Raw genomic sequence first — 24,540 nt, 5'->3', positions numbered from 1 at the left:
CGTTCACCTCGCAGACGTCGCGAGGAGAGGGACCCGGGCTGTGCTGAGTCCATGCGCATGTCAGTGATCGGCTGCGGGTACCTCGGTGCCGTGCACGCCGCCGCCATGGCCTCGATCGGACACGACGTCATCGGCATCGACGTCGACGAGCACCGGGTCGCCACGCTGGCATCCGGTGCGGCACCGTTCTTCGAGCCACGACTGTCCGAGCTCCTCACCGAAGGGCTCCGCTCCGGTCGGCTGCGGTTCAGCGGACGGATGGCGGATGCCGAGGGTGCGGAGGTGCACTTCCTCGCCGTCGGGACACCGCAGCTCCCCGGAGGTCACGCCGCAGACCTGCAGTACGTCGACGCCGCGCTCGAGTCGCTGCTCCCCCACCTCCGCCCGGGGGACGTGGTCGCCGGGAAGTCGACCGTGCCGGTCGGCACCGCGGCGCAGCTGTCGGCGCTGATCGCGGACAGCGGCGCGACCCTGGTGTGGAACCCCGAGTTCCTCCGCGAGGGCTGGGCGGTGCACGACACCCTGACCCCGGACCGTCTGGTGGTCGGTGCGGAGCCGGATGCGGAGGGGCGGCGCGCCGTCGACGTGCTCCGTGAGGCGTACGCACCCGCGATCGCCTCGGGCACCCCGTTCCTGGTGACCGACCTCGCCACCGCGGAACTGGTCAAGGGCGCGGCGAACGCGTTCCTCGCCACCAAGATCTCCTTCATCAATGCCATGGCCGAGATCGCCGAGGCCTCCGGTGCCGACGTGTCGCTGCTCGCCGACGCACTCGGCCACGACTCCCGGATCGGCCGACGCTACCTCGGCGCCGGGATCGGCTTCGGCGGCGGCTGCCTCCCGAAGGACATCCGCGCGTTCGCGGCGCGCGCGGAGGAGCTGGGACGCGGCGAGGCCGTCGGCTTCCTCCGCGAGGTCGACGCCATCAACCTCCGCCGCCGCGACCGCGCGGTCCAACTCGTCGTCGACGCACTCGGCGGGCTCGTCTTCGGACGGCGGATCGCGGTCCTGGGCGCGGCGTTCAAGCCGTTCAGCGACGACATCCGAGACTCCCCCGCCCTCGACGTCGCGGTACGACTGCGCGGACTCGGCGCCGACGTGGTCGTGACGGACCCGGCGGCCATCGACAACGCCATGGCCGCGCACCCGCAGCTCGGGTACGCACGGCACCGGGACGACGCGCTCCGGGAGGCGGACGCGGTCGTCATCGTCACCGAGTGGGACGAGTACCGCCGCGACCTCTCCCCCGTGCACGCGGGCGGCCTCGTCCGCGGACGGATCATGGTCGACGGCCGCAACTGCCTCGACGCCGCGGCCTGGCGCGCGGCCGGCTGGCAGTACCACGGCATGGGCCGACGCTGACTCCCGGACCCTGCGTCGGCGCCGGCTTCTGCTGACGCAGACGCCCGGAGGCCCCTCAGCCGACGGAGACCCTCAGCCGACGGAGACCCCGCGCCCGGCGGTCGCCCGGCCGAGGTACACGTAGTCGTCGTGCTTCGCCGACCGCCCGTCGCCCGCGGCCCGACCGTGCAGACGACGCCAGACCCACGGCAGCGCGTGCCGCCGCCACCACACGCCGGCGCCGATGGCCTCGTGCTCGTGCAGTGCGGCGTCGAGGGCTCCGAGAGCGTCCGCGTCCGGCACCCCGAGCATCTCGCCCGCCCGATAGGCGAGGAAACGATGCCCTCTGCTGCTGAGGTGCACGAGGTCCTCCCCCCAGTTCGGCCGCTCACCCAGCGTCGGATGCAGGTCGGTGTCGATGAGGATCGCCCCCGTGCGCGTCGCGATCCCCGCCAGCGCGGTCGCGAAGGCGGCGAACCGCCGCGTGTAGATCGCCGCGGCACGGCGCCCGGGGAGGAACGGGGTGACCAGGAGCACATCGGCGCCGATCCCCCGCAGGCGCCGCACCGTGTCTTCGACCTCCGCGGCGAGCGCGGACACGTCGACCCGGTGCTTCACGAGATCGTTGGCGCCGATCAGGATCGAGACCAGGTCCGGACGCAGCTCGAGGGCGCGCTCGAGCTGGGTGCCCGAGACGTCACGGACCCGCTTCGATCGGATCGCGAGGTTCGCGTAGTGCAGCCCTCCCTGCGCGGCGAGCAGGAGGGCGAGGCGATCCGCCCATCCGCGCAGGGCGCCGTCGGGTGCGGGGTCGCAGAGCCCTTCCGTGAGGGAGTCGCCCAGCGCGACGAAGCGACGCCAGCGACGGGCGGCGACCGGGGCGGGCGGCTCCGGTCGGACGACGCGGCGAGCGCGGGCACCGGCATCCGCACGATGCAGGGTCCGCGCCTCCTCGAAGTGGTCGAGCAGCTGATCGCACACGCTGGCCCAGCTGCGTCCCTGCACGGCCTCGCGGCCGGCCTTCCCGAAGGCGCGGCGCTTGCGGGCGTCTCCGGCGAGGTCGGCGACGCGCATCCGCAGGTCGTCCAGGTCACCGGGCCGGTAGAGCCACCCGTCGATGCCCATGCGCACGAGGTCGAGCGGGCCGCCCTTCCCGGTCGCGATCACCGGGACACCGCTGGCGTGCGCCTCCTGCAGCGTCTGCCCGAACGTCTCGCTCTCCCCGGGGTGCACGAACAGGTCGAAGGAGGCCATGGCTGCGGCGAGCGCGTCACCTCCGAGGTGTCCGAGGAACAGGGCGTCCGGCAACAGCGTCTCCAGCCGCGCTCTGCTGGGGCCGTCTCCGACGATCACGAGGCGGGTGCCCGGGATGCCCCGCAGTGCGGCGAGGTCCTCGACCTGCTTCTCGGGAGCGAGACGGCCGACATAGCCGATCACCACGTCCGTGTCCCACTGGGCGCGGAGGAGCGCATCCCGGCGCGTGGGCTGGAAGCGCTCCGCGTCGACGCCCCGTCCCCAACGACGCACCCGGTCCACGCCGAGTGCCGCGAGCTGCTGGGCCGACTCGGCGGAGGGCGCGAGGGTGAGCGTCGCCCGTCGGTGCAGCCGCGCGATGTGCGTCTGGGCCATGCCCGTGGTGGCGGCGATCCGGTAGCGCTCGGTGTAGGCCGCGACATCGGTCTGATAGGCGGCGACGCTGGCCACGTCGAGACGCTGGGCCGCGAGAACCCCTCGCCAGCCGAGGGCGAACGGCGAGGCGAGGTGCACGACATCGGGGCGGAAGCCGCGCAGGGAGGCCGCGACCCGATGCGCGGTCGACGTGCCCACCCGGACGTTCCGATAGCCGGGCAGCGGCAGGCTCGGGATCGCCTGGATCGGTGCCCCGTCGACCTCGGCGGGGATGCCGACGGCTGCCGGGGCGACGACGTGGGCGTCGTGTCCCCGCTGCTCGAGGTGCCGCAGGATCTGCAGCACGGAGCCGGTGACGCCGTTCATGTGCGGAAGGAAGGATTCCGTGACGATCGCTACTCTCACAGCCCCAGGATGACGCCGCGGAGCAGGCCCGCTCGCCGCAAACGGCCTCCGGCACCAGATGTTCACCGGATGCTGGACGGCGGGTCACCGGCTATCCGGCCTTTGGTTCCCGTTCACCGACCGCAGGCACAGTGGACGCGTGCCGACCGATCTTCTGACCGCATCCCTCGCCGGCCCGTGGAGTCTCGCGCTGATGTGTCTGCTCGTGGTCGGGGATGCGTTCTTCGTCGTCCTGCCCGGAGAGATCGCCGTGACCGCGTTGGGCGCGCTGGCCGCGACGACGGGGACGCCCCCGCTCTGGGCCGTGGTCGTGTGCGCGGCCGCCGCCGCGACGGTCGGCGATGCGTGCTGCTACCTGATCGGACGGCTGGTCGGCACGGAGCGCTGGCGCTGGATGCGCGCGCCCCGGGTGCAGCAGGCCCTCTCCTGGGCGCGGCGTCGCCTGGACGGGGGCATGGCCACGGTGCTGTTCACCGCCCGCTTCGTGCCCTTCGCCCGGCTCGCGATCAACCTCGTCGCCGGAGCCTCGCGGATCCATCCTCCGCGCTATCTCGCCCTCGTCGCGCTGGCCGCCACCGGGTGGGCGCTCTACCAGGCGGCGGTGGGTGCGGCCGTCGCAGCGATCCTCCCCGGCGGACCGCTCGTCGCCGTGCCGGTGTCGATCGTGATCGCCATCGGTCTCGGGGTGCTGATCGACCTCGCCGTACGACGCACCAGAGGGTGACCCTCCGCACTCGGTGCTCTAGGCTCGGGGCATGAGCACCGAAGAAGGCGCCACCTCCGCTGAGGAGATGAAGCGCAAGTTCAAGGAAGCGCTCGAGAAGAAGAACGCGCACCACCGGGAGGGCGAGGCACACCTCGACGGCGACTCCGCCGTGCACAGTGCGAACGCCCCGCAGACCCGACGCGAGTTCCGACGCAAGAGCGGTTGACCGCGCGGATGCGGGAGCCGGCGTCACCGGACTCCCGCATCCCTCTCTCCTGTCAGCCGCGCTCGGCGCGAGCCCTGGCCCGCGCCTCCTTCGCCGCCATCTCCGCGACGGCGGCCTCCCGCAGCTCCTGCACGTCGGAAGCCTGCGGGGCATCAGCGCTCCCGTGCGCATCGACGCCGTCCAGCAGCGACTCGTCGAACGGCAGCTCCCCGCCGAGGACACGACGCACCCGGTCCCTGTCGATCTGCTTCGTCCAGGTGCCGATCAGCAGGGTCGCGACCGCGTTGCCGGTGAAGTTGGTCAGGGCGCGCCCCTCCGACATGAACCGGTCGATCCCGACGATGACCCCGACGCCGTCGACCAGGTCGGGGCGGTAGGCCTGCAGACCTCCGGCGAGCGTGGCGAGTCCGGCGCCGGTGACGCCTGCTGCTCCCTTGCTCGCGATGATCATGAACACCAGCAGACCGATCTGCTCGCCGATCGACATGGGCTGCCCCATCCCGGTCGCGATGAACAGCGACGCCATCGTCAGGTAGATCGCCGTCCCGTCGAGGTTGAACGAGTAGCCGGTCGGCACGGTGATGCCCACGACGGGCTTGGAGACGCCGACGTACTCCATCTTCGCGATCAGGCGCGGGAGGGCCGACTCCGAGGAGGAGGTGCCGACGATCAGCAGGTACTCCCGGGCGAGGTACTTGATGAGCGCGAAGATGTTCACCCGCGTCACGGCCCACAGCAGCGTGCCCAGGATCACGACGATGAACAGGATGCACGTGATGTAGAACGCGACCATCAGGGTGCCCAGACTCCAGATCGCGGCGACGCCCGTCTTGCCCACGACCGCGGCGATCGCGCCGAAGGCTCCGAGGGGCGCGAGCCACAGGATCATGCCGAGGATGCGGAAGACCAGCTTCTGGAGCTGCTTGACCGCCTCCATGATCGGGGCGCCGCGCTCGCCGAGACCCTGCAGCGCGAACCCGACGAGGAGCGCGATGAACAGCACCTGCAGCACGCTCTCCCCCGTGAACGCCGAGAAGAACGTCGCCGGGATGATGCCCAGGATGAACTCCTGCGTCGTCTTGGCCTCCGCCTCGACGGCGTCATAGGTCGACGAGGCCATGTCGAGTCCGGCCCCGGGGTGGATGATGTTGCCGACGACCAGTCCGATCGCGAGGGCGAACGTCGACATCACCATGAAGTACAGCAGCGCCAGTCCGCCGATCTTGCCGACGGTCGCCGCCTTGGCGATCGAGCCGACCCCGACCACGATCGTGCAGAAGATGATCGGCGCGATCATCATCTTGATCAGCGCCACGAAGCCCTTGCCCAGTGGTTCGAACGCCTGCCCGACCTCCGGCCAGACCAGGCCGACGACCGCGCCGAGCACGACCGCGAGAAGCACGGACACGTAGAGCCAGGTGTGTCGGTCCCATGACTGCTTCCCGCGCCGCCAGTGGAACTTCGGCAGTGAGAATCCTGTTGTGAGCGCCATCGCGTCCTCCTCGATCATCGACGTCGTCGTCTGGGTGGGCGGCTGCCTCGCCGCCGATCGGTATCCACGGTCACCGACTTCGCTCCGGGATCCGATTTGTGGTCGTATTGGTCTCGGCACGGATCATCGGCGATCGGAGGAGAGCGATGGCGCACACCTCCCCGGCGCGCAGCACCGCCTCACGCGTGTTCCTCGTCCTGCTCGGCGCGGCCGTGCTGATCGGCGCCCTCGTGGCGGTCTTCCTCGTCACCGATGCGCAGCGGGCGATCCGATCGGAGGCCGAGCGGGTGACCGCCTCCACCGCCGCCGCGTTCGCCGCCTCGCCCGTGGTCGTCGACGGGCTGCGCTCCTCGGACGACGCCGCGACGACGAGCATCCTCGAGCCCTATTCGCTGGCCGTCATCGACGACGCGGGACTCGACTTCATCACGATCATGGACGTCGACGGCATCCGCCTCACCCACCCCGACACGGACCAGATCGGCGGGCACTACCTCGGCACCATCCCGACGACCCCGCGCACGCTCACCGAGGAGTTCACCGGAACGCTCGGCCCGTCCGTGCGCACGATCGTGCCGGTCTCCGATTCCGACGGCGAGCTGCTCGGCTGGGTGGCCGCGGGCGTGACGACCGAGTCCATCGCCGACACCCTGCTCCGTCGGCTGCCGCTGTCGCTCGGGATCACCGTCGGCCTGGTCGCGCTCGGCGCCGGCGGAGCGCTGATCGCCCGTCGTGTGACACGGCGGATCACCGGCGATCTGCCACCCGGTCAGCTGCGGGACGCCGTGTCGTCCTACGAGTCGATCCGCACGCTGGGCGAAGCACTGCGGGCGCAGACCCACGAGCACGGGAACCGGATGCACGCCGCCGTGGCGCTGCTCGAACTGGGACGCAGCGCCGAAGCGATCGAGATCCTCACGGAGACCTCGCGGCAGAGCCAGTCGCTCGTGGACCAGGTCACCGCGCGCCGACACGGCGACCCCGCGGTGGGCGCCCTGCTGCTCGGCAAGGCCTCGCAGGCCAAGGAGCGCGGCATCGACTGGCGGGTGCACATCGAGCCCGACACTCCCCGCACGCCCCTGTCCCCCGTCGACGCGGTGTCGGTGCTCGGCAACCTCGTGGACAATGCGATGGACGCGGCCGCCGAGTCCGACGACCGCTGGGTCGCGGTGTCGCTGCGTCCGGACCCGGGCGGCGGGATCATGCTCGAGGTCTCGGACAGCGGCCCCGGCATCCCGGAGGCACTCCGTTCGCGGATCTTCGATCAGGGCTACTCGACGAAGCCGACCGATGCACAGGGGCGCGGCGTCGGATTGGCGCTCGTACGTTCGGTGGTCACCGGCGCGGGCGGATCGGTCACGCTGAGCGGCGAGCCGACGACGTTCCGCGTCGTGCTCCCCGCCGCGAGGGCACGGAGGTCACGGTCATGATCCGCACGCTGATCGTGGACGACGACGCCCTGACGCTCGAACTGCACCGCGACTACGTGGCACGCCTGGACGGGTTCGTCGCCGCCGGGGAATGCAGCAGCGCACGTGCCGCTCTCACCGCGGTGCTCGAACGACCAGGGGCCGACGCGTTCGACCTGGTCCTGCTCGACATCACGATGCCCGACGGCTCCGGGATCGACGTGCTGCGTGCACTGCGCACCCGCGCCGCAGCCACCGACGTGATCGCGATCACGGGCGTGCGCGATGCCGACACCGTGCGGCAGATGGCGGCGCTCGGCGTCTTCCAGTACCTCGTCAAGCCGTTCCCGTTCGCGGTGTTCCGAGAGCGGATGGAGCAGTACCGCGCGCACCGGGACCAGGCGCGCACGACGGAGGGCGAGGCGACACAGGCCGAGATCGACGCGCTCCTCGGCCGTTCCACCGGCACGATCACCGTCCCCAAGGGGCTCTCGGCGGCCACACTCGACCGGGTCCGTGCGGCGTTACGCACGGACGGGCCGCTCTCGGCGAGCGAGGCGGCGGAGAGGCTGGGCATGTCCCGCGTCTCGGTGCGTCGATACCTGGAGCACCTCGTCGCCGCAGGCGTGGTCACGCGGGGTGCACGCTACGGCGGACGAGGACGCCCCGAGACCGAGTACGACTGGAAGCGGCCGTCCGCACCGTCGATGTGAGATCAGCCGGGCAGCCGACCGTCATGGAGCACCCGCTCCGGATCGAATCGCGCGCGCAGCTCGCGGAGGCGGGCGATGTCGTCGGCGGAACCGCAGCGGTCGAGCGTCTGCCCGGGCTCCAGGAACGTCGTCACGGTCTGCGCGGCCTCGTCGGGACGCAACAGCTCCCGGAACGCCTCCAGACTCGCGTCCCCCGGTTCGGTCGGCACACCGGGGATCACCGGTGCGAGCGCGTGCAGCAGCCACCCGGCCGACTCCAGCGACGCGAACCCCGAGCGTCGAGGAGCGTCCAGTGCGCCACCCAGCATCCGGATGTCGATGCCCATGAGCGGCCACTGCTCCGGCAGCTCCCGGAAGTCGAGGAGCGCGTCGATGGTCGCATCGTCGAGCACGGTGAGCGCCATCGATGCGCCGCGGCTCGGCGTGGGATCGGTCGGCTCGTTCGACGCGGCCGCGAGAGCCGCCGGGGACGTGGGTCCGGTGACGTCGCGGCGCACGCCGCCCGCACGGCGCACCGCGTCGATCAGCGCCTCCTGCGGGCCGTCGACGGACAGCGCCTGGACCGTGAGGAAGCTGCGCCCCCTGATCTCCTCGGGGAGCTGCGGGGCGTCCGGCATCCGCATCGAGTTGACGAAGACGTTCAACGTCGAGGGCGCGGAGGCGGCGAGGTCGCGAACGGCCCGGACGACGGCGGGAGCGTCGGCCACGTCGAACGTGAGATTCGCTCCCCAGACGTCGGGCGCCGGGACCAGCTCGATCTCGAGCGCCGTCACGATCCCGACGAGGCCTCCCGCCCCGCGCAGGGCCCACAGGAGGTCGGGGTCGGCGGCGTCATCGACACGCTCGTGCGTGCCGTCGGTGCGCAGCACCCAGGCCGCGCGCAGGTTGTCGGAGCCGAGGCCCGCGGTGCGGCTGAACCAGGAGTGACCGCCGCCCACGGTGTATCCGGCGACGCTCACGACGGGACTGGTGCCGGCGGGCGCCACCCACCCGCTGCCTTCCAGCGCATCGACGACCCGGCCCCAGCGCACGCCGGCGCCGACCGTGAGGACTCCGCGCTCGGCGTCGATCTCGAGAGCGTCGAAGGCGTGCATGCGCACGAGCACCGCACCGCTCAGGTCGCCCGACGCTCCGTGCCCGCGAGGCTGCACGGCCAGGCGCAGACCGGACCGGCGGGCCGCGTCGAGCAGCATCCGGAGGTCGTCCACATCGGCGGGCGCGGCGACGGCCGCGGGGCGCTGCTCGATCGCGAGATTCCACGGCCGACGGGCCGTCTCGTAGTCGACGTCATCGGGAAGGAGGAGGGTGCCGGTCAACTGCTCCTGAAGCGCGACGAGCGCGGGGTGTGTGGGCATGGCGCCACCGTACGACATCCCTCGGACATCGTCGATGGCGCCCTGCGCGACTCACTCGCCGGCGAGACCGCCCAGCATGTGCCCGAAGGAACGCCCCTCACCCAGGTACGTCGCGGGGTCGTAGGGATCGACGACGGCGGTCTCCTGCCGACGCGCGATCGCGTCGGCGAGCTCGCGCGCGCCCTTCTCGACCCGCTTGCCGAGCGGGGCGACGTCGTCGCCCGCGCCGCCCCAGTCACTCGACGCCGCGAACACGCCGGTCGAGACGGCTTCCGCGTGCAGGTAGGCGAACAGGGGACGGATCGCGTAGTCGATCGCGAGGGAGTGCCGTGCGGTACCGGCGTTCGCGCCGATCAGCACCGGCTTCCCGCTCAGGGCGTCCGGGTCGAGCACGTCGATGAACGACTTGAAGAGTCCGGAGTAGCTGGTCGAGAAGATCGGGGTCACGGCGATGAGGGCGTCGGCCGACACCACCGTGTTGATCGCGGTCTCCAGCGCCGCCGGCGCGAACCCCGTCAGCATGTTGTTCGTGATGTCGTGCGCGTAGTCGCGCAGCTCGATCACGTCGACGCTGGCCTCGATGTCGTGCTCGGCGAGCGCCTTCACGGTCTCGGCCGCGAGGCGATCAGCGAGCATCCGGGTGGACGACGGGTTCGACAGGCCCGCCGCGACGACGGCGATGCGACGCGTGGTCATCTCAGGCCTCCTTCCGGCCGAGCCCGAATGCCGCACCGGCGGGTGCGGGCGTGTCCTGGTACGGCGAGTCACCGGTCAGGTTGTCGCCGCGGTTCGCACCGGGGCGAGCCTGGCGGGTGGGTCCGTCGCCGAACTCCGCCTTCACGCGCGCGGCGTGGGTGGGCGCGTCGGGCACCGACGCAGGACGGTCCTTCGCGAGCTCCTTGCGCAGCACCGGGACCACCTCGGAGCCGAGGATGTCGAGCTGCTCCAGCACCGTCTTCAACGGCAGACCGGCGTGGTCGATCAGGAACAGCTGGCGCTGGTAGTCGCCGTAGTGCTCGCGCATCCCGGCGTAGCGGTCGATCACCTGCTGCGGCGACCCCACGGTGAGCGGGGTCATCTCGGTGAAGTCCTCCATGCTCGGGCCGTGGCCGTACACCGGGGCGTTGTCGAAGTACGGACGGAACTGATTCACCGCATCCTGCGACTTCGCGGCCATGAACACCTGGCCGCCGAGGCCGACGATCGCCTGCTCCCGCGTGCCGTGGCCGTAGTGCTCGAAGCGCTGACGGTACAGCTCGATCAGACGCTGGTAGTGCTCCTTCGGCCAGAAGATGTTGTTCGCGAAGAAGCCGTCACCGTAGTAGGCGGCCTGCTCGGCGATCTCCGGCGTGCGGATGGAGCCGTGCCAGACGAAGGGAGCGATGCCGTCGAGCGGGCGGGGCGTCGAGGTGAAGCCCTGCAGCGGGGTGCGGAACTTTCCCTCCCAGTCGACCACGTCCTCGCGCCACAGCTTGTGCAGCAGCGCGTAGTTCTCGATCGCGAGCGGAAGGCCCTGGCGGATGTCCTGGCCGAACCACGGGTAGACGGGTCCGGTGTTGCCGCGGCCGAGCATGAGGTCCATGCGTCCGTCGGACACGTGCTGGAGCATCGCGTACTCCTCGGCGATGCGCACCGGGTCGTTCGTGGTGATGAGCGTGGTCGACGTGGAGACGATGAGGCGCTCGGTCTGCGCGGCCAGTGCCGCGAGGAACGTGGTGGGGCTGGAGGACCAGAACGGCGGGTTGTGGTGCTCGCCGATCGCGAAGACGTCGAGGCCGACCTCTTCGGCGTGCACGGCGATGGCCGTCGTCGCCTTGATGCGCTCCTGCTCGCTGGGGGTGATCCCCGTGGTGGGATCGCGGGTGATGTCGCTGACCGACATGATGCCGAACTGCATCGCCTGCGCGCCTGACTGCTCGCTCATGATTGCTCCGTGCTCTCCGAAGCGGATGTCTGCCATCCGTTTCTATTCATGTGAATGTATCTGTGTCAACGCGCTCACAGCAACTTTATTCCCGGCCTGTAGCCTCGAACGATGAGCAGTGCCGGTGCCGACATCTCAGGGCCCACCACGGGAACGATTCCTCGCAAGCGACGGCGCGTGCCGTTCTGGGACAACGCGCGATACGTCTGCATCGTCATGGTCGTCCTGGGGCACGCGATCCAGCGACTCATCTACGACTCCGACATCGCCTTCGCGTTCTACCTCGCGCTGTACGCGTTCCACATGCCCGCGTTCGCGATCATCTCCGGGTACTTCTCGAAGTCCGGATCGCCCACCAAGACCCAGATGGCGCGGGTGATCACCGACATCATCCTCCCCTATGTGATCTTCGAGACGCTGTGGACGCTCACGAAGTGGCTCGTCGAGGGCGAGGCGACCCCGAACTTCACCAAGCCGAGCTGGACGCTGTGGTTCCTGCTCGCCCTGGGCATCTTCCGGCTCGTGCTGCCCTACCTCGCGCTGCTGCGCTGGCCGCTGCTGTGGACCGTCGTGATCTCGATCGGTGCGGGCTACCTCCCCAACGTCGACAGCACCTTCTCGCTGTCGCGCACCCTCGGCCTCCTCCCGTTCTTCGCGCTCGGCTGGTGGCTCCGCGAGCACGACATCGTCGACCGCCTGCGGCTGCTGGACTTCCGTCCGTGGTGGATCCGCGCCGTCGCGGTCGCGGTGTTCGCGGCGACGGGCTGGGCGGCGTGGAACTGGCTGCCGCTGTGGCAGGCCGTCGACCTGCGGCACTGGCTCTTCTACGAGGACTCGTACGCCGATCTGGTCGGAGAGCAGTGGTGGGCGGGAGCGATCCGCATCGCCCTCATGCTGCTGGCCGTGGTGCTGTGCGCCGCCTTCTTCGTCCTGATCCCCCGCGGCTCGTACTGGTGGACGACGTTCGGGCAGTACACGATGTACGTCTATCTGCTGCACTCCTTCGTGCTCTATCCGTTCCGCGAGACCGGCGCGCTGCGCGACCTGGAGCCGACCTGGATCTGGCTTCCCCTGGTCACGGTGCTCGCCGTCGTCGTCGCACTGCTCCTGGCCACCAAGCCGATCAGGTGGCTCTTCCGTCCCCTCGTGGAACCGCGCCCGCGCTGGCTGTTCATCGATCCCGCCCTCACCGCCCGCGAGGGACGGCGGAACGACCCCACCGGCTCGCGACGGCCCCGCTGAGCCGGAGCGGATAGCCTCGTGAGTGTGAGCAACGCCGAGATCGTCCGTGACCGCATCGTCGACGAGGTGGCGGCGTCCGGGTTCGACGCACACGGTCTCCACGTCCGCGTCGGAGCGGACACCGCGGAGCATCGCTGGACTCCGGACGTCCGGGAGGACATCCACTCGGTCGCGAAAGGCGTCTGCGTGCTGGCTGCCGGCTTCGCCGTCGACGAGGGCGCGGTCTCGCTCGACGAGCCCGTCTCGGCGCTCCTCGACGGCTTCGCGTTCGGGCCGGGCACCGATCAGGTGACCCTGCACCATCTGCTGACGATGACCAGCGGCGTCGACCTCCCGTGGTCGGACACCCTGATGACCGACTGGCCCGACCTGGCCCGGGAGTTCCTGCAGCGGCCCTCGGCCGGACGCGTCTTCCAGTACTCGGACGCCAGCACGTACACCGCGATGACGGCGCTGGCCGCCCGGGTCGGCGACGTGGGCGACTACCTGGTCCCCCGCCTGTTCGCCCCGCTCGGCATCGACGACGTCGACTGGGAGCGCAGTCCGAACGGGCGCATCGTCGCCGGCGGCGGCCTGGCGCTGCGCACCGAGGAGCTCGCGCGCCTCGGCCGGCTCATCCGCGACCGCGGGATGTGGGAGGGGCGCCGGCTGCTCTCGGCGCACGGGATCGACGGGATGCACAGCGACTGGGGCGTCGCCGGAGACGGCGAATCCTACGATCGCTACGCCCTGGCCGGCTGGGGTGGCCCGGGGCCGGGCTGGCGGCTGCACGGCGCCTACGGCCAGCTGCTGATCTTCCTCGACGACGCCGTGGTCACGATCACGGCGGACGACCACTTCCGCGCCGACGCCATCGCCGCCTTCGTCATGGAGACGCTCGTCGCCGTCTCCGAGTCCTGACGCGTCAGGCGAACAGCCCGGCGCCCACGTAGGACCCCGGCTTCGCGCCCGCCGGCACGGCCCAGATGCCGGAGCCGACGTGCCGGATGTACTCGTTCATGAGATCCGTCGACAGTCGGCGCTGCAGCGAGATGAACTGCGCGGGGTCGCGCTGATACGACAGGAAGAACAGTCCGGCGTCGAGGCGCCCGAGCGTGTTGTTCCCGTCGACGTAGTTGTAGCCGCGTCGCAGGATGCGGATCCCGTCGTTCTGCTCCGGGTGCGCAAGACGCACGTGGCTGTTCGCATCGATGGCGGTGCCGTGGAAGTCGGGCGCCGTGAACTCGTCCCCGCCGGAGAGCGGTGCCCCGTCCCCCTTGTCCCGGCCGATGATCGTGTCCTGCTCGGCGAGCCGCACCCGGTCCCACGTCTCGATCAGCATGGCGATCTTCCTGGCCACGAGGTACGAGCCACCCGCGAGCCACGCCGGCTCATCCTTCGTGGACACCCAGACGTGATCGTCCAGCGCCTCCGTGTCGTCGGCCAGGATGTTCGCGGTGCCGTCCTTGAAGCCGAAGAGGTTCCGCGGTGTCGCCTGCGCCGCCGTGGTGCGCGAGGTCTTGCCGAAGCCGAGCTGTGACCAGCGCAGGCGCGCCCGCCCGAAGGCGATGCGGCTCAGGTTGCGGATCGCGTGCACCGCGACCTGCGGGTCGTCGGCACATGCCTGGATGCAGAGGTCGCCGTGCGAGGTCTGCGGATCGAGGTCGTCGCCGAGGAAGGCCGGCAGGCGCTCGAGGCCCGCGGGGCGCTGCGCCGCGATGCCGTAGCGGTCGCCGTCCTCGTTCTCGAACAGACCGGGACCGAAGCCGAACGTGATCGTGAGCCCTGCGGCAGGCAGGCCGAGCGCCTCTCCGGTGTCGTCCGGCGGAGCTTCGGCCGGACCGCCGACCGCGCCGGTCGCACTGACCTCGAGCCCCTGCACCATGCGGGAGGCCGCGTACGACCAGTCCTGCAGCAGGGAGATCAGGTCATCCCGATCGGTGCGGGGCATCATGTCGAAGCTCGCGAAGTGCAGGTGGTCCTGGACCGGTGTCGTGATTCCGGCCTGGTGCGCCCCGAAGAACTCGTACGCGGCGTGCGCGTCCTCCGTGGCCCGCGCCCGTCCGATCGCCACACCTCCGGTGAGCCCGGCTCCCGCTCCGACGGCGAGTCCTGCGACACCGCCGCCGATGGCCAGTCCGAGCAAGCCGCGCCTGCTCAGACCGGTAGGAGCGGATGCCGCATCCGTCGATGCCTCTTCGGGTGCGGCATCCGCCTCTGGTTCGTTCACGTCCGTGATGGTACCTCGTCGGATCAGCGGTCGGCTGATCAGTCCAGGACCGTGCTGGTGAGCTGCGAGAGCGGCTCGGCGAGGGCGTTGATCAGATCGGTGAACTCGCGCTTGTCGTCGTCCGTGAGGTCGGCGTAGGCGACGAAGCCGTCGGTCAGCGACCCGTGCTCGGCGAGCGAGTCCTCGAGAGCGGCGTAGCCGGACTCGATCTCCTTGACGAGGGCCTCTCCGTCCGCGCCCTGCGCGTCCGCGAAGTCCTGCACGAGCGAGAAGGCCATCTTCGAGCCCTCGACGTTCGCGGCGAAGTCGTAGAGGTCGGTCCCCGACCACCAGTCCTCCTCGCCCGAGATCTTGCCGGTCGCGACCTCGTCGAGCAGCGCGATCGCACCGTTCGAGATGCCGCCGATGCCCTGGTCGTCGAGCGCCGTGGTGAAGTCGTCGGAATGCACGTAGTCGTACAGCTCCTGCACGTCGGCGAGCAGCAGGTCACCGTAGTCGGCGCGCTCCTCCGGCGTCGACGGCGCCCAGTCCTGACGCGCCGGGGTCTCGCCGTCAGCGTTCAGCGCGTCGGCCGCCGGCACCCACAGGTCCTTCTCGATGCGGTGGAAGCCCGTCCAGTCGAGGCCCTCGGCCACGGCGTCGACCTCGCGGTAGTCGATGCGGGGGTCGAGGTCGCCCAGGGCCTCGGCCACCGGCTCGATGCGCTCGTAGAACGCGCGGGTCTGCGGGAAGAGCGTGCGTGCGGTCTCGTCGTCACCCGACTCGTACGCGGCGACGAAGTCCTCGACGGCCGGGACGAGCTGGCCGACCTGGTCCTTGACGAAGGCAGCGTACAGATCGACGGCCTTCTGCTTCTGCTCGGCATCCGGGCCGTCCACCGCGACGCGGTCGCCGGTGACGGTGAACGCGGCCTTGCCGACGCCCTCGCCGATCATGCCCGGCTTGCAGAGGGTGAAGTAGTCCCCCGGCTGCGCGACGACGGTCAGCTTCCGCGATGCGGCGGGGGCGATGTTCTCGACCTCGCCGACGATGCGCAGCCCGTCCTCGGCCAGCAGGTAGAACTCCGAGACCTGGTCGGTGTCGTTCTTGACGTCGAAGGTCAGCGTGCCGCTCTTCGCGGTCGCCGCCGAGACGGCGCAGTCGCCGTCGGTGGACGAGACGTCGAAGGCCGCGCCGGCCTCGGCATCGCTCTTCGCGACGCATCCGCTCAGGATGAGGGCTGCGGCGCCGGTGGCGGCCAGCACCCCCAGGAACCGGTGCGAGGTGGTCATGCTGCTCCTTGATGTGAGAGGGAGGGAGAATCGGAGGTCGGCGTGGACGGACCCTGCGACTTCGAGGGGCGCCGCGAGCGGAGACCGCGGACGTACAGCCCGCCGACGAGGGAGATGTAGAGGGCCCAGGCGACGATCTGCAGCCAGGTCATCGCGGGCATGAACCCGACCGTCGCCTGCAGGATCGATGCGAGCGCGCCGCCGGGAGCGATGGTCGCCGAGATGTCGAACGCCCAGCCGAACGGGAACGCGGCCCAGCCGACGGCCACCCCACCGGTGACCGCGTCGATCGGCGCCAGGGCGGTGAACGGCCCGGGAAGCGCACCGGCCTCCTGCAGATCCTTCAGCGCATAGGCGAGCACGCCGGCCGCCACGATCACGAGGAATCCGCCCGTCCACGCGAAGAACCGCCGGAGGTCGAGACGCACGGCGCCCCGCGAGATCAGCCAGCCGATGATCACGGCCACGATCAGGCCGAGCAGCGCACCCAGCAGGGCGGAGGGCGCGTCGCCGAACGACTGCACCATCGACCACAGCAGCAGGGTCGTCTCGATCCCCTCGCGGGCGACGGACACGAAGCCGATCGCGATCAGCGCCCACAGACCGCCGACGGTGAGGGCGCGGTCGATGCCGCCCTCCAGGGTCGCCTTCATGGTGCGTCCGGCACGCTGCATCCAGAAGATCATCCAGGTGACCATCGCGACGGCCAGCAGGGAGAGCCCGCCGCCGATCAGCTCCTGGGCCTGGAAGGTGAGCTCGTACGCGCCGAAGGTGAGCACCGCGCCGATGCCGAGCGCCAGGGCGATCGCGAGGCCGACGCCGGCCCACATCTTCGGGAGGGCGTCCTGCCGTCCGAGCCGACGGAGGTAGGCCACGAGGATGCCGACGACGAGAGCGGCTTCGAGACCTTCACGGAGGCCGATGAGGAAAGTGGCGAGCACGGGAGCAGACTCTCTGGCGATGACTGAGGTAAGGCAGCCCTTACCGAGGAGACTCTAGCACCGCGATCGACACCCCCTGAACACGCGGACCGGAAGTAATGGATCGCAACACAGCGTCCCGCCCCGGACGGGGCGACGTAGCCTCGGTCCATGGCTGAACTCTCGCTCCCCATCCTCGACCTCTCCCAGCTCGATGAAGGCCCCGAGGCCGCGGCACGATTCCGCGACGACCTCCGGGCCGCGACGCACGACGTCGGGTTCTTCTACCTCACCGGCACCGGGATCTCCCCCGAGCTCGAGGCGCGGCTCCACCGGGCGGCGCTGGATTTCTTCGCCCTCCCGGAGGACGACAAGCTCGCGATCGAGAACGTCAACAGCCCGCACTTCCGCGGCTACACCCGCATCGGCGGCGAGCGGACGCAGGGGAAGGTCGACTGGCGCGAGCAGATCGACATCGGTCCGGAGCGCGAGCCCGTCGCGGACGGTCCCGCCTTCAACCGGCTCATCGGCCCGAACCTCTGGCCCGCGGCGCAGCCGGAGCTGCAGGACGTCGTGGCCGAGTGGCACGAGACGCTGTCGGAGGTCGCACGCAAGCTGCTGCGGGCGTGGGCACAGACCCTCGGGGCCGACGAGAGCTACTTCGACGAGCACTTCGGGGAGCCGTCGACGCTCATCAAGATCGTCCGCTACCCCGGGACGCACGAGCCGGAGCCGCAGCAGGGCGTCGGCGCACACAAGGACTCCGGCGTCCTGACGCTCCTCTGGGTCGAGCCCGGCAAGGGCGGGCTGCAGGTCGAGCGCGACGGCGCCTGGGTCGATGCTCCGCCGGTGTCCGGAGCCTTCGTCGTGAACATCGGCGAGCTGCTCGAGTACGCGACCGGCGGGTATCTCAAGGCCACCAACCACCGTGTGGTGTCGCCGCAGGCCCCGAACGAGCGGATCTCCATCCCGTTCTTCTTCAACCCCGCGCTCGACAAGCGGCTGCCGCTGATCGAGCTCCCCGCCGACCTCGCCGCCGAGGCGAAGGGCGTCACCGAGGACCCGAACAACCCCATCCACGCGCTCTACGGCGAGAACGCCCTCAAGTCGCGCCTGCGCGCGCACCCGGACGTCGCCGCGATCCACCACGCGGACCTGGTGGCGGCGAGCGTCTGACGGAGGATCACCGCCCGGCGTGGGCGCCGGCGACGATGGCGCGCAGCGCCGCGAGGTGAGAGCGGAACGCCGCGCTCCCCGCGGGTGTGGCGGCGACCCACGTGCCGGGCATCTCGCCGAAGGAGACACGGCGCAGAGCCACGTGTCGCTCGTTCTCCAGCAGCAGGATCGCTCCGCTGAGGGCAGACCGCTCGGCCTGGAGGATACGGCGGAGGGTGCGGAACTCGAGATCGGCGCCGTCCTGCAGCACGGCCATCAGCGAGAACGGCAGCGCCGAGGCGAAGTCGTCGTCGAGACGGGGCGAACCGCTCTCCTGTTCAGGCATCGAGATCACGCCCCGGGATCATCGAGACGACCACGAACATCAGGACGATGCCGAGGCCGACGAAGAGGAAGGTCGCCGGCGCGACGGCCACACCGTCGATCGCGGGGAGCCGGAGCGCGAGGAAGACGACTACGGACACCGCGAGCGCCAGGACGTGCGGCCAGCGCCAGGATGCGCCGAGGAGGGGCAGACCGATGCCCGTGCTCGACATCGAGATCCAGGCGAGCAGCGCGAGCAGCGACACGAACAGGAGGAAACTCGCGAGCGCCGCATCCGGCACGGCGCTCACGGCGCACACCGCGCCGAGAAGCACGCCCACCGCGATCGTGCCCCACCGCGCGCCGTCCGTCAGCGGCGTCCGCACCGCCGGGAGCGGACGGGGGCCGCGCGAGGCGCGGATGAGCCGGAAGACGCCGCGTCCCCCGTAGCCGAGCAGGACGGCCAGGATCGGGAGCAGGATCCACGACGTCGAGATGCGCGGGTTCACCAGGATCAGGAAGAACACGATCAGCGCCCCGCCGGCGATGACGACGCCGCCGACCGTCAGCAGCCGACGCGAGGCCGAGCGCCTCGGCCCCCTGTCTCCACGCTGTGCGATCCCGGTCGAGATCTGGCCCAGCACCAGCAGCGGCACCAGCAGCGACTGGATCTCGACGGACGGCACCTCCTGCCGGAACCCGAGCACCGCGAGGAAGAGATAGGCCGCCACGAAGACGGCGGTCCCGATGGTCAGCCACGCGGCTCCCCGTCGATCGACCACACGTTCGCGCTGCTCGACGATCGCCTCGGCTCGCGTGAGGTACTGGCGAGCCGTGTCGACGTCGGGCGGGGCCAGCGCCTCTCGACCGGCGACAGCCTGGTGCTCGATCATCGTCTTCCCCCCGGAGAGTCAGAAGGCCCTTCTCACGAAGGGCCTCTCCTCCGTTATAGGCGAGGACCGTCTCAGAAGCAACCGCGGCGGGGCAGGCGACCGCCAGGAACACCGGACGACGGATCTCGTATCGGAGACCCGAGAGGAGGTCGACCTGTCGCTACCAGTGGAGCGCCTCGGCGAGGGCGTCGATGATGGGCTCGCGTCCCTGATCGATGTGGGCGTAGGCCTGAGCGGCCGCGACCTCGCCGCGGCCGGCGAGGATCGCATCGAGCAGCTGCTGGTGCTCCACGGCATGCTCCTGCTCGCGCGTGGCATGCGTGATCCCGAAGATCCACTGCATGCGGCCGAGCATCGGCGCGAGGCTGCGTTCCAGGATGCGGTTGCCCGAGAGCCGGACGATCTCCAGGTGGAACCCGAGGTTGGACTCCCCCAGCTCCACCGTCTCCCCCGGCGCGAGGGCGCGCTCGAGGAGCTCGCGCAACCGGTCGGCGCTGGCGGCCCCCGAGTGCACACGCTGCGCGGCGTGGCGCGTCGCATAGGGCTCGATGCACAGGCGCGCGTCGTAGAGCTCCTCGACATCGGCCCTGGTCACGGGCGTGACGCTGGCGCCCTTGTTGCGCGTCGTGACGACGAACCCCTCGGTCTCCAAGCGCTGCAGGGCCTGACGGACGGGCACCCGAGAGACCTCGAAGCGCTCGGAGAGATCTCTTTCCTTCAGCCACGCTCCCGGTGTGAGCTCACCGACGATGATCCTGCGCAGCACTCCGCGATAGACCCGCTCGGCGAGGGCGGATCCGTCGGTGATCGTGCTGTCGGAACTCATCGCGGAGCCTCTCGGGATCTCAGGCATGGGGGAAGACCGGAGGGAAGAGCGCGTCCGTCGTCCCGCTTCGATGGTCGCGCCCAGTGTAGGCGTTCCGCATCGTTCCGAAGAGGATCTGCGTGTCCTGCCGGATCGCGTCGAGGTCGATCCCGTCGATCCTGCCGTCGCGCATGACGACCCGGCCGGCGACCATCGTCAGGCAGGCGTCACGCGCCGTGCCGTTGAGGACCAGGGTGCGCAGCGGGTCGTCCACGGCACCCATCCGCACGTCGTCCAGCCGGAAGGCCGTGAGATCGGCCTGGGCACCGACGGCGATCCGTCCGAGGTCGGGCCGGTGGAGCGCGGTCGCGCCGCCGAGCGTGACCGCCTCGACGTATCCGGCGACGTCGCCGGCAGCCAGACTTCCGTTCTGCACCTTCGCCACCGACACGCCGGTGTCGATGCCGCGGATGAGGTCGGGCGGGAACGAATCCGTGCCGAGGGCGATGTTCACCCCGGCATCGCGGTACCGCCCGAAGGTCTCGAGTTCCGACCCGTAGCGCGCGTTGGTCAACGGGCAGTGCACGATCGACACCCCGGCTGCGACGAGACGGGCGAGGTCGCCCCTGTCCTCGCCGTGCACGCGCGGGTTCACGTCGAGGAACACGCCATGCGGCACGATGAGGCGATCGTTCAAGAGGCCGCGGTCCTCGATCAGGTCGAGCGGAGTGCAGGCGTGCTCGGCCAGGATAAGTTCGCGCTCCACCTCGCCCTGCAGCGCGTGCAGCCGCACGATCGCGCCGCGCTCCGCCGCTGCCACGGCCGTCGCCGCGAGCAGTTCGGGAGTCAGCGTCTCGATGCGGCAGGGCAGGAAGACGGGCGTGAGCAGCGGGTCGCCGAGCGCGGCCAGCTCGTCATGGAACCGGATGGCGTCGGCGAGTCCGGCCTCCCCCTCGTCCGGGGCGAACCGCACCACACGCTCGCCCTCCGCTGTGACGACGTTCACGCCCGAGCGATAGGACGGACCGAGGAATCCGCGCAGGCCGAGTTTCCGCGAGAACGTCGCCATCCGGTGGAGATCGGCCGCCGATTCCGCCCAGGCCGAGTGCACCTCCGAGGCGATGGGCATGTAGCTGGTGATGCCGTGCAGCGCGAGCTGCACCAGCGCGATCTCCCGGATGCGCGCGCGCTCATCATCGTCGAAGACATGGCGCCGAGCGTCGAAGTACTCCTCCGACCACTGCAGGCGGGCTGCCTGCTCCCGCGTGCCCCAGGCGTCCAGGATCAAGTGATCGATGTCGGTGAGCGCGTCGAGGTCGATGAGTCCCGGCATCAGCAGACTCTCGCCGAGATCCAGGTGCTCATCGACGTCCGAGGGAGCCTGGTCGGCCGGACCGGCGAAGACGATCAGGTCGTCCTCGACGACAACGGCCCCCTGCCGGAGTTCCCGGTGGGAAGTGCCGTCGAACACCAGCACATGGTCGGCGGTGAGAAGTGTGCGCATGAGAGCCCCGATGATCTGAGATGCGATTTGGTATCCAAAAACTATCTCACGCACTCCTGCTCTTCAAGGAGATCCCGCGCGAGCAAAGGGAAATCACCTCATCCGGAAATTTGGTATCCCAACCGCGTTCCCGCTGGTATACAATTCTGAGCACCCGCTCCCCGAACCATCAAGGAAGATCGTGACGGACACCCAGACGCTGACCCCGAAGACGGAAGCGCTGCCCACGGCGCCGCCGAAGATCGCGACGGGACGCTCGCTTCTCGGCACGGCCTGGCTGCGCATCCGCCGGAGCCCGATCGCCCTCGTCTCCTTCGGAGTGGTCGTGGCGATCGTCCTCTTCGCGCTCCTGGCCCCCGTGCTCGTCGCGATCGAAGGGCAGGACCCGTTCACCACGAACACCGGCCCCGACGTCCTCGACAACTTCAACACCCCCGGCCTGCCACTCCCCTCGTACATGTACCCGTCCGTGGAGCACTGGCTCGGCGTGGAGCCGGGACTCGGACGCGACATCTTCGCGCGCATCGCCTACGGAGCGCAGGTCTCCCTGCTGATCGCGCTCCTGTCGACGGTGGTCTCGGTGGTCCTCGGGACCGTGCTCGGCGCCGCGGCCGGCTACTTCGGCGGCAAGGTCGACATGGTCATCAGCCGCATCATCGACCTGTTCCTCGCGTTCCCGCACCTGCTCCTGGTGCTCTCGCTCACCCCGATCCTGCAGTCACGGCTGCGGGACACCCCGCTCGGCCAGGGCAGCTTCGTCCCGATCGCCTCCCTCGTGCTGATCCTCGGCTTCTTCGGCTGGGCATACCTCGCACGCGTCGTCCGCGGACAGGTGCTCAGCATCCGCGAGCAGGAATACATCGAGGCGGCGAAGTCCTACGGCGCCTCGCACCGGACGATCATCTTCCGTCAGGTGATCCCCAACGTGCTCGGTGTCGTCCTCGTCTACGCGACCATGATGATCCCCGCGAACATCTCCGCCGAAGCCGCGCTGTCGTTCCTCGGCGTGGGGGTGAAGGACCCGACCCCGTCCTGGGGGCAGATGCTCAACGCCGCTCAGGCGGGCAACTGGTATCTCAGCGACCCCTGGTTCCTCATCGTGCCCGGCACCGCGCTCATCATCACCGTGCTCGCCTTCAACCTGCTCGGCGACGCCGTGCGCGACGCGCTCGATCCCAAGGCCTCCCGCAGCTGACCCTCCCGTTCCCGACGTCCGACCCCGGACATCCGACCCTGAACACCCGACCCTCACCGAAAGAGAACGAGTCATGAGACACCGCAGTCCCCTGCTCGCCGCTGCGACCGTGGCCATCGCCCTGGTCGTCACCGGCTGCACCAGCGTCAACGCCCAGAACGGGCAGTCCGCGCCCACCGGGTCGAAGGATCCGTATGCCGCACACATCGTCCAGCCGGGTTTCGATGAAGCCGGCGGCAACGTCAACGTCCTGATGTCGAGCGACTTCATGACGCTCGACCCCGGCAACAGCAACTACGTGCAGACCGCGAACGTCGGCCAGCTCTACTACCGCACGCTGACCATGGCGAAGGAGACCGCGGGCGAGCCGCCGACGATCGTCGCCGACCTGGCGACCGACACCGGAACCGCCTCGGAAGACGGCCTGACCTGGACCTACACCCTCAAGGACGGTCTGAAGTACGAGGACGGCACCCCGATCACCGCCGCGGACGTGAAGTACGGCATCGCCCGCACCTTCGCGCGCGACGTCTTCACGCAGGCGCCGCAGGAGCTGAACTCCGCCCTCGACGCCGATGACTACAAGGGCCCGTACTCCGGTGGTGGCGACCTGACGGCCGTCGAGACTCCGGACGACAAGACGGTCGTCTTCCACCTGAAGCAGCCGAACCCCGACTTCGCCGCCCTCGTGTCCCGCTCGAACACCGCGCCGGTGCCGCAGGCGAAGGACACCAAGCTCGACTACACGAACCACCCGATCTCGTCGGGCCCGTACATGATCGAGAGCTACGACCGCGGCCGCGAGCTCAAGCTCGTGCGCAACCCCTCGTGGGACGCCGCGACCGATGAGAACCGCACCGCGCTGCCGGACACGTTCACCTTCTCACTCTCGACCGCTCAGGCGACCATCAGCCAGCAGCTGATCTCGGACGCGGACCCGACCGCGATCACGCTCGACTCGAACGGCGCTCTCCAGGCGTCCGACACGTCCCGACTGACCGAGACATCGGTCGCCGACCGCACCGCCTCCGGACTGCTCGGCTGCACCGACGTGCTCAACTTCAACACCGAGACCATCACGGACCCCGATGTGCGTCACGCCCTCGCCCTGGCGATGGACCGTGCGGCGATCCAGGTGCAGTACGGCGGAGCCCGCTTCGGCAAGCTCACCAACTCGTACCTGAACGACGCGCAGGTCGGCTACGTCGCCGAGACCACCGACCTCGACATCGACGGCGCCCCGCAGCTCGACGCCGCCAAGAAGCTCCTCGAGGGCAAGGACGTCCCCGCATCGCTGACCTACGGCTACTCGAACGCGATCGACCGGTACAAGAACCTCGGCACGGTGCTCCAGCAGAACTTCGCAGAGCTCAGCATCGACCTGCAGCTCGTGCCGATCCCCGCGGCGAACTACTACACGGTGCTCGCCAGTGACGAGATGCCCGACATCGCCCGCGCCGGCTGGTGCGGTGGCGCCGCGTCCGGTTCGACGCGCACCACGGTCGACCCCAACATCGGGCCGAGCCTGGACGGCACGACCTACGGCTTCAGCAACATCTCGCGCTTCTACGACGACGCTCTCTCCGGTGAGATGTACGAGCTGCGCAACACCAACGGCACCTCGGAGGAACTGAACACCCAGTGGGCCGAGCTGTACAACCAGGCGATGGAGTCGTACCCACTCGTCCCGCTGATCCGCACCTTCACCAACAGCGTCGTGGGCTCGAAGATCCACAACGCCCAGGTGGGGTACTTCTTCGGGAGCATCGATCTGTCCACCATCGGCGTCGAGCAGTAACGGCCGAAACGACACCTCCGGAAA

At 70.0% G+C, this 24,540-nt stretch carries 22 protein-coding genes; 10 read left to right on the top strand and 12 right to left on the bottom strand.

Annotated features, from left to right (window positions below):
- Positions 1–51: 51 nt before the first annotated feature.
- Positions 52–1,362 carry a UDP-glucose dehydrogenase family protein gene (locus tag MME74_RS07760; RefSeq protein ID WP_267418221.1) on the top strand — a complete coding sequence of 437 codons (1,311 nt, stop codon included), beginning with the start codon at positions 52–54 and terminating at the stop codon, positions 1,360–1,362.
- 72 nt (positions 1,363–1,434) lie between these two features.
- Here MME74_RS07760 and MME74_RS07755 read toward each other — a convergent pair whose 3' ends face one another.
- Complete coding sequence (locus tag MME74_RS07755; RefSeq protein ID WP_267418220.1) at positions 1,435–3,375, bottom strand: GDSL-type esterase/lipase family protein; 1,941 nt, start codon at positions 3,373–3,375, stop codon at positions 1,435–1,437.
- Between the two features lie 139 nt (positions 3,376–3,514).
- On the opposite strand from MME74_RS07755, the gene MME74_RS07750 reads away from it, so the two are divergent.
- Positions 3,515–4,099 (top strand): DedA family protein, encoded by a 585-nt coding sequence (locus MME74_RS07750; RefSeq protein ID WP_267418219.1) that lies wholly within the window; start codon positions 3,515–3,517, stop codon positions 4,097–4,099.
- 31 nt (positions 4,100–4,130) lie between these two features.
- A complete protein-coding gene (locus MME74_RS07745; protein ID WP_267418218.1) occupies positions 4,131–4,307 on the top strand; it encodes a DUF5302 domain-containing protein in 177 nt (58 codons plus the stop codon).
- A gap of 52 nt (positions 4,308–4,359) precedes the next feature.
- Here MME74_RS07745 and MME74_RS07740 read toward each other — a convergent pair whose 3' ends face one another.
- Complete coding sequence (locus MME74_RS07740; RefSeq protein WP_267418217.1) at positions 4,360–5,799, bottom strand: cation:dicarboxylate symporter family transporter; 1,440 nt, start codon at positions 5,797–5,799, stop codon at positions 4,360–4,362.
- A gap of 146 nt (positions 5,800–5,945) precedes the next feature.
- On the opposite strand from MME74_RS07740, the gene MME74_RS07735 reads away from it, so the two are divergent.
- Positions 5,946–7,229, top strand: coding sequence for a sensor histidine kinase (locus tag MME74_RS07735; RefSeq protein ID WP_267418216.1), 1,284 nt, complete (start codon positions 5,946–5,948; stop codon positions 7,227–7,229).
- On the top strand, positions 7,226–7,921 hold the full coding sequence (locus MME74_RS07730) for a response regulator (RefSeq protein WP_267418215.1): 696 nt from the start codon (positions 7,226–7,228) through the stop codon (positions 7,919–7,921). The genes MME74_RS07735 and MME74_RS07730 overlap by 4 nt, the downstream gene beginning before the upstream one ends.
- Before the next feature lie 2 nt (positions 7,922–7,923).
- Here MME74_RS07730 and MME74_RS07725 read toward each other — a convergent pair whose 3' ends face one another.
- Genes MME74_RS07725 through MME74_RS07715 form a run of 3 tightly spaced genes read right to left on the bottom strand, consistent with a single transcriptional unit; the run spans position 7,924 to position 11,200 of the window.
- Positions 7,924–9,276 (bottom strand): FAD-binding oxidoreductase, encoded by a 1,353-nt coding sequence (locus MME74_RS07725; protein WP_267418214.1) that lies wholly within the window; start codon positions 9,274–9,276, stop codon positions 7,924–7,926.
- 51 nt (positions 9,277–9,327) lie between these two features.
- On the bottom strand, positions 9,328–9,972 hold the full coding sequence (locus tag MME74_RS07720; RefSeq protein WP_267418213.1) for an FMN reductase: 645 nt from the start codon (positions 9,970–9,972) through the stop codon (positions 9,328–9,330).
- 1 nt (position 9,973) lies between these two features.
- On the bottom strand, positions 9,974–11,200 hold the full coding sequence (locus tag MME74_RS07715) for an LLM class flavin-dependent oxidoreductase (protein WP_046748303.1): 1,227 nt from the start codon (positions 11,198–11,200) through the stop codon (positions 9,974–9,976).
- A gap of 111 nt (positions 11,201–11,311) precedes the next feature.
- Between MME74_RS07715 and MME74_RS07710 the strand changes: the two genes are divergently transcribed.
- A complete protein-coding gene (locus tag MME74_RS07710) occupies positions 11,312–12,442 on the top strand; it encodes an acyltransferase family protein (RefSeq protein WP_267418212.1) in 1,131 nt (376 codons plus the stop codon).
- Positions 12,443–12,466: 24 nt separating this feature from the next.
- Positions 12,467–13,342, top strand: a complete 876-nt coding sequence (locus MME74_RS07705) for a serine hydrolase domain-containing protein (protein ID WP_267418211.1) — start codon at positions 12,467–12,469, stop codon at positions 13,340–13,342.
- 4 nt (positions 13,343–13,346) lie between these two features.
- On the opposite strand, the gene efeB is transcribed toward MME74_RS07705, so the two are convergent.
- Genes efeB through efeU form a run of 3 tightly spaced genes read right to left on the bottom strand, consistent with a single transcriptional unit; the run spans position 13,347 to position 16,863 of the window.
- Positions 13,347–14,651 (bottom strand): iron uptake transporter deferrochelatase/peroxidase subunit, encoded by a 1,305-nt coding sequence (gene efeB, locus MME74_RS07700; RefSeq protein WP_267418210.1) that lies wholly within the window; start codon positions 14,649–14,651, stop codon positions 13,347–13,349.
- Positions 14,652–14,689: 38 nt separating this feature from the next.
- Positions 14,690–15,922 (bottom strand): iron uptake system protein EfeO, encoded by a 1,233-nt coding sequence (gene efeO / locus MME74_RS07695; RefSeq protein ID WP_267418209.1) that lies wholly within the window; start codon positions 15,920–15,922, stop codon positions 14,690–14,692.
- A complete protein-coding gene (gene efeU / locus MME74_RS07690; RefSeq protein WP_267418208.1) occupies positions 15,919–16,863 on the bottom strand; it encodes an iron uptake transporter permease EfeU in 945 nt (314 codons plus the stop codon). Before efeU ends, efeO begins: the two co-directional genes overlap by 4 nt.
- 150 nt (positions 16,864–17,013) lie before the next feature.
- Here efeU and MME74_RS07685 point away from each other — a divergent pair, with 150 nt between their 5' ends.
- Entirely contained in the window at positions 17,014–18,018 is a 1,005-nt protein-coding gene (locus MME74_RS07685; RefSeq protein ID WP_267418207.1) for an isopenicillin N synthase family dioxygenase, read from the top strand.
- A gap of 7 nt (positions 18,019–18,025) precedes the next feature.
- On the opposite strand, the gene MME74_RS07680 is transcribed toward MME74_RS07685, so the two are convergent.
- The 4 genes from MME74_RS07680 to MME74_RS07665 form a co-directional block, all read right to left on the bottom strand.
- Positions 18,026–18,343, bottom strand: a complete 318-nt coding sequence (locus tag MME74_RS07680) for a transcriptional regulator (RefSeq protein WP_267418206.1) — start codon at positions 18,341–18,343, stop codon at positions 18,026–18,028.
- Positions 18,336–19,214, bottom strand: a complete 879-nt coding sequence (locus MME74_RS07675; RefSeq protein ID WP_267418205.1) for a hypothetical protein — start codon at positions 19,212–19,214, stop codon at positions 18,336–18,338. Before MME74_RS07675 ends, MME74_RS07680 begins: the two co-directional genes overlap by 8 nt.
- Before the next feature lie 160 nt (positions 19,215–19,374).
- Positions 19,375–20,040 carry a GntR family transcriptional regulator gene (locus MME74_RS07670; protein WP_267418204.1) on the bottom strand — a complete coding sequence of 222 codons (666 nt, stop codon included), beginning with the start codon at positions 20,038–20,040 and terminating at the stop codon, positions 19,375–19,377.
- Positions 20,041–20,059: 19 nt separating this feature from the next.
- Positions 20,060–21,523 (bottom strand): chlorohydrolase family protein, encoded by a 1,464-nt coding sequence (locus MME74_RS07665; protein WP_267418203.1) that lies wholly within the window; start codon positions 21,521–21,523, stop codon positions 20,060–20,062.
- Between the two features lie 181 nt (positions 21,524–21,704).
- Here MME74_RS07665 and MME74_RS07660 point away from each other — a divergent pair, with 181 nt between their 5' ends.
- Together MME74_RS07660 and MME74_RS07655 are read left to right on the top strand one after the other, a co-directional pair.
- Positions 21,705–22,718 carry an ABC transporter permease gene (locus MME74_RS07660; RefSeq protein ID WP_267418202.1) on the top strand — a complete coding sequence of 338 codons (1,014 nt, stop codon included), beginning with the start codon at positions 21,705–21,707 and terminating at the stop codon, positions 22,716–22,718.
- A 73-nt stretch (positions 22,719–22,791) separates the two neighbouring features.
- Positions 22,792–24,516 (top strand): ABC transporter substrate-binding protein, encoded by a 1,725-nt coding sequence (locus tag MME74_RS07655; protein ID WP_267418201.1) that lies wholly within the window; start codon positions 22,792–22,794, stop codon positions 24,514–24,516.
- The last annotated feature ends 24 nt before the right edge of the window (positions 24,517–24,540 follow it).

The organism is Microbacterium oxydans (genome assembly GCF_026559675.1).
Lineage (GTDB): Bacteria > Actinomycetota > Actinomycetes > Actinomycetales > Microbacteriaceae > Microbacterium > Microbacterium oxydans_D.
This window is presented reverse-complemented; position numbering and strand designations above follow the sequence as displayed.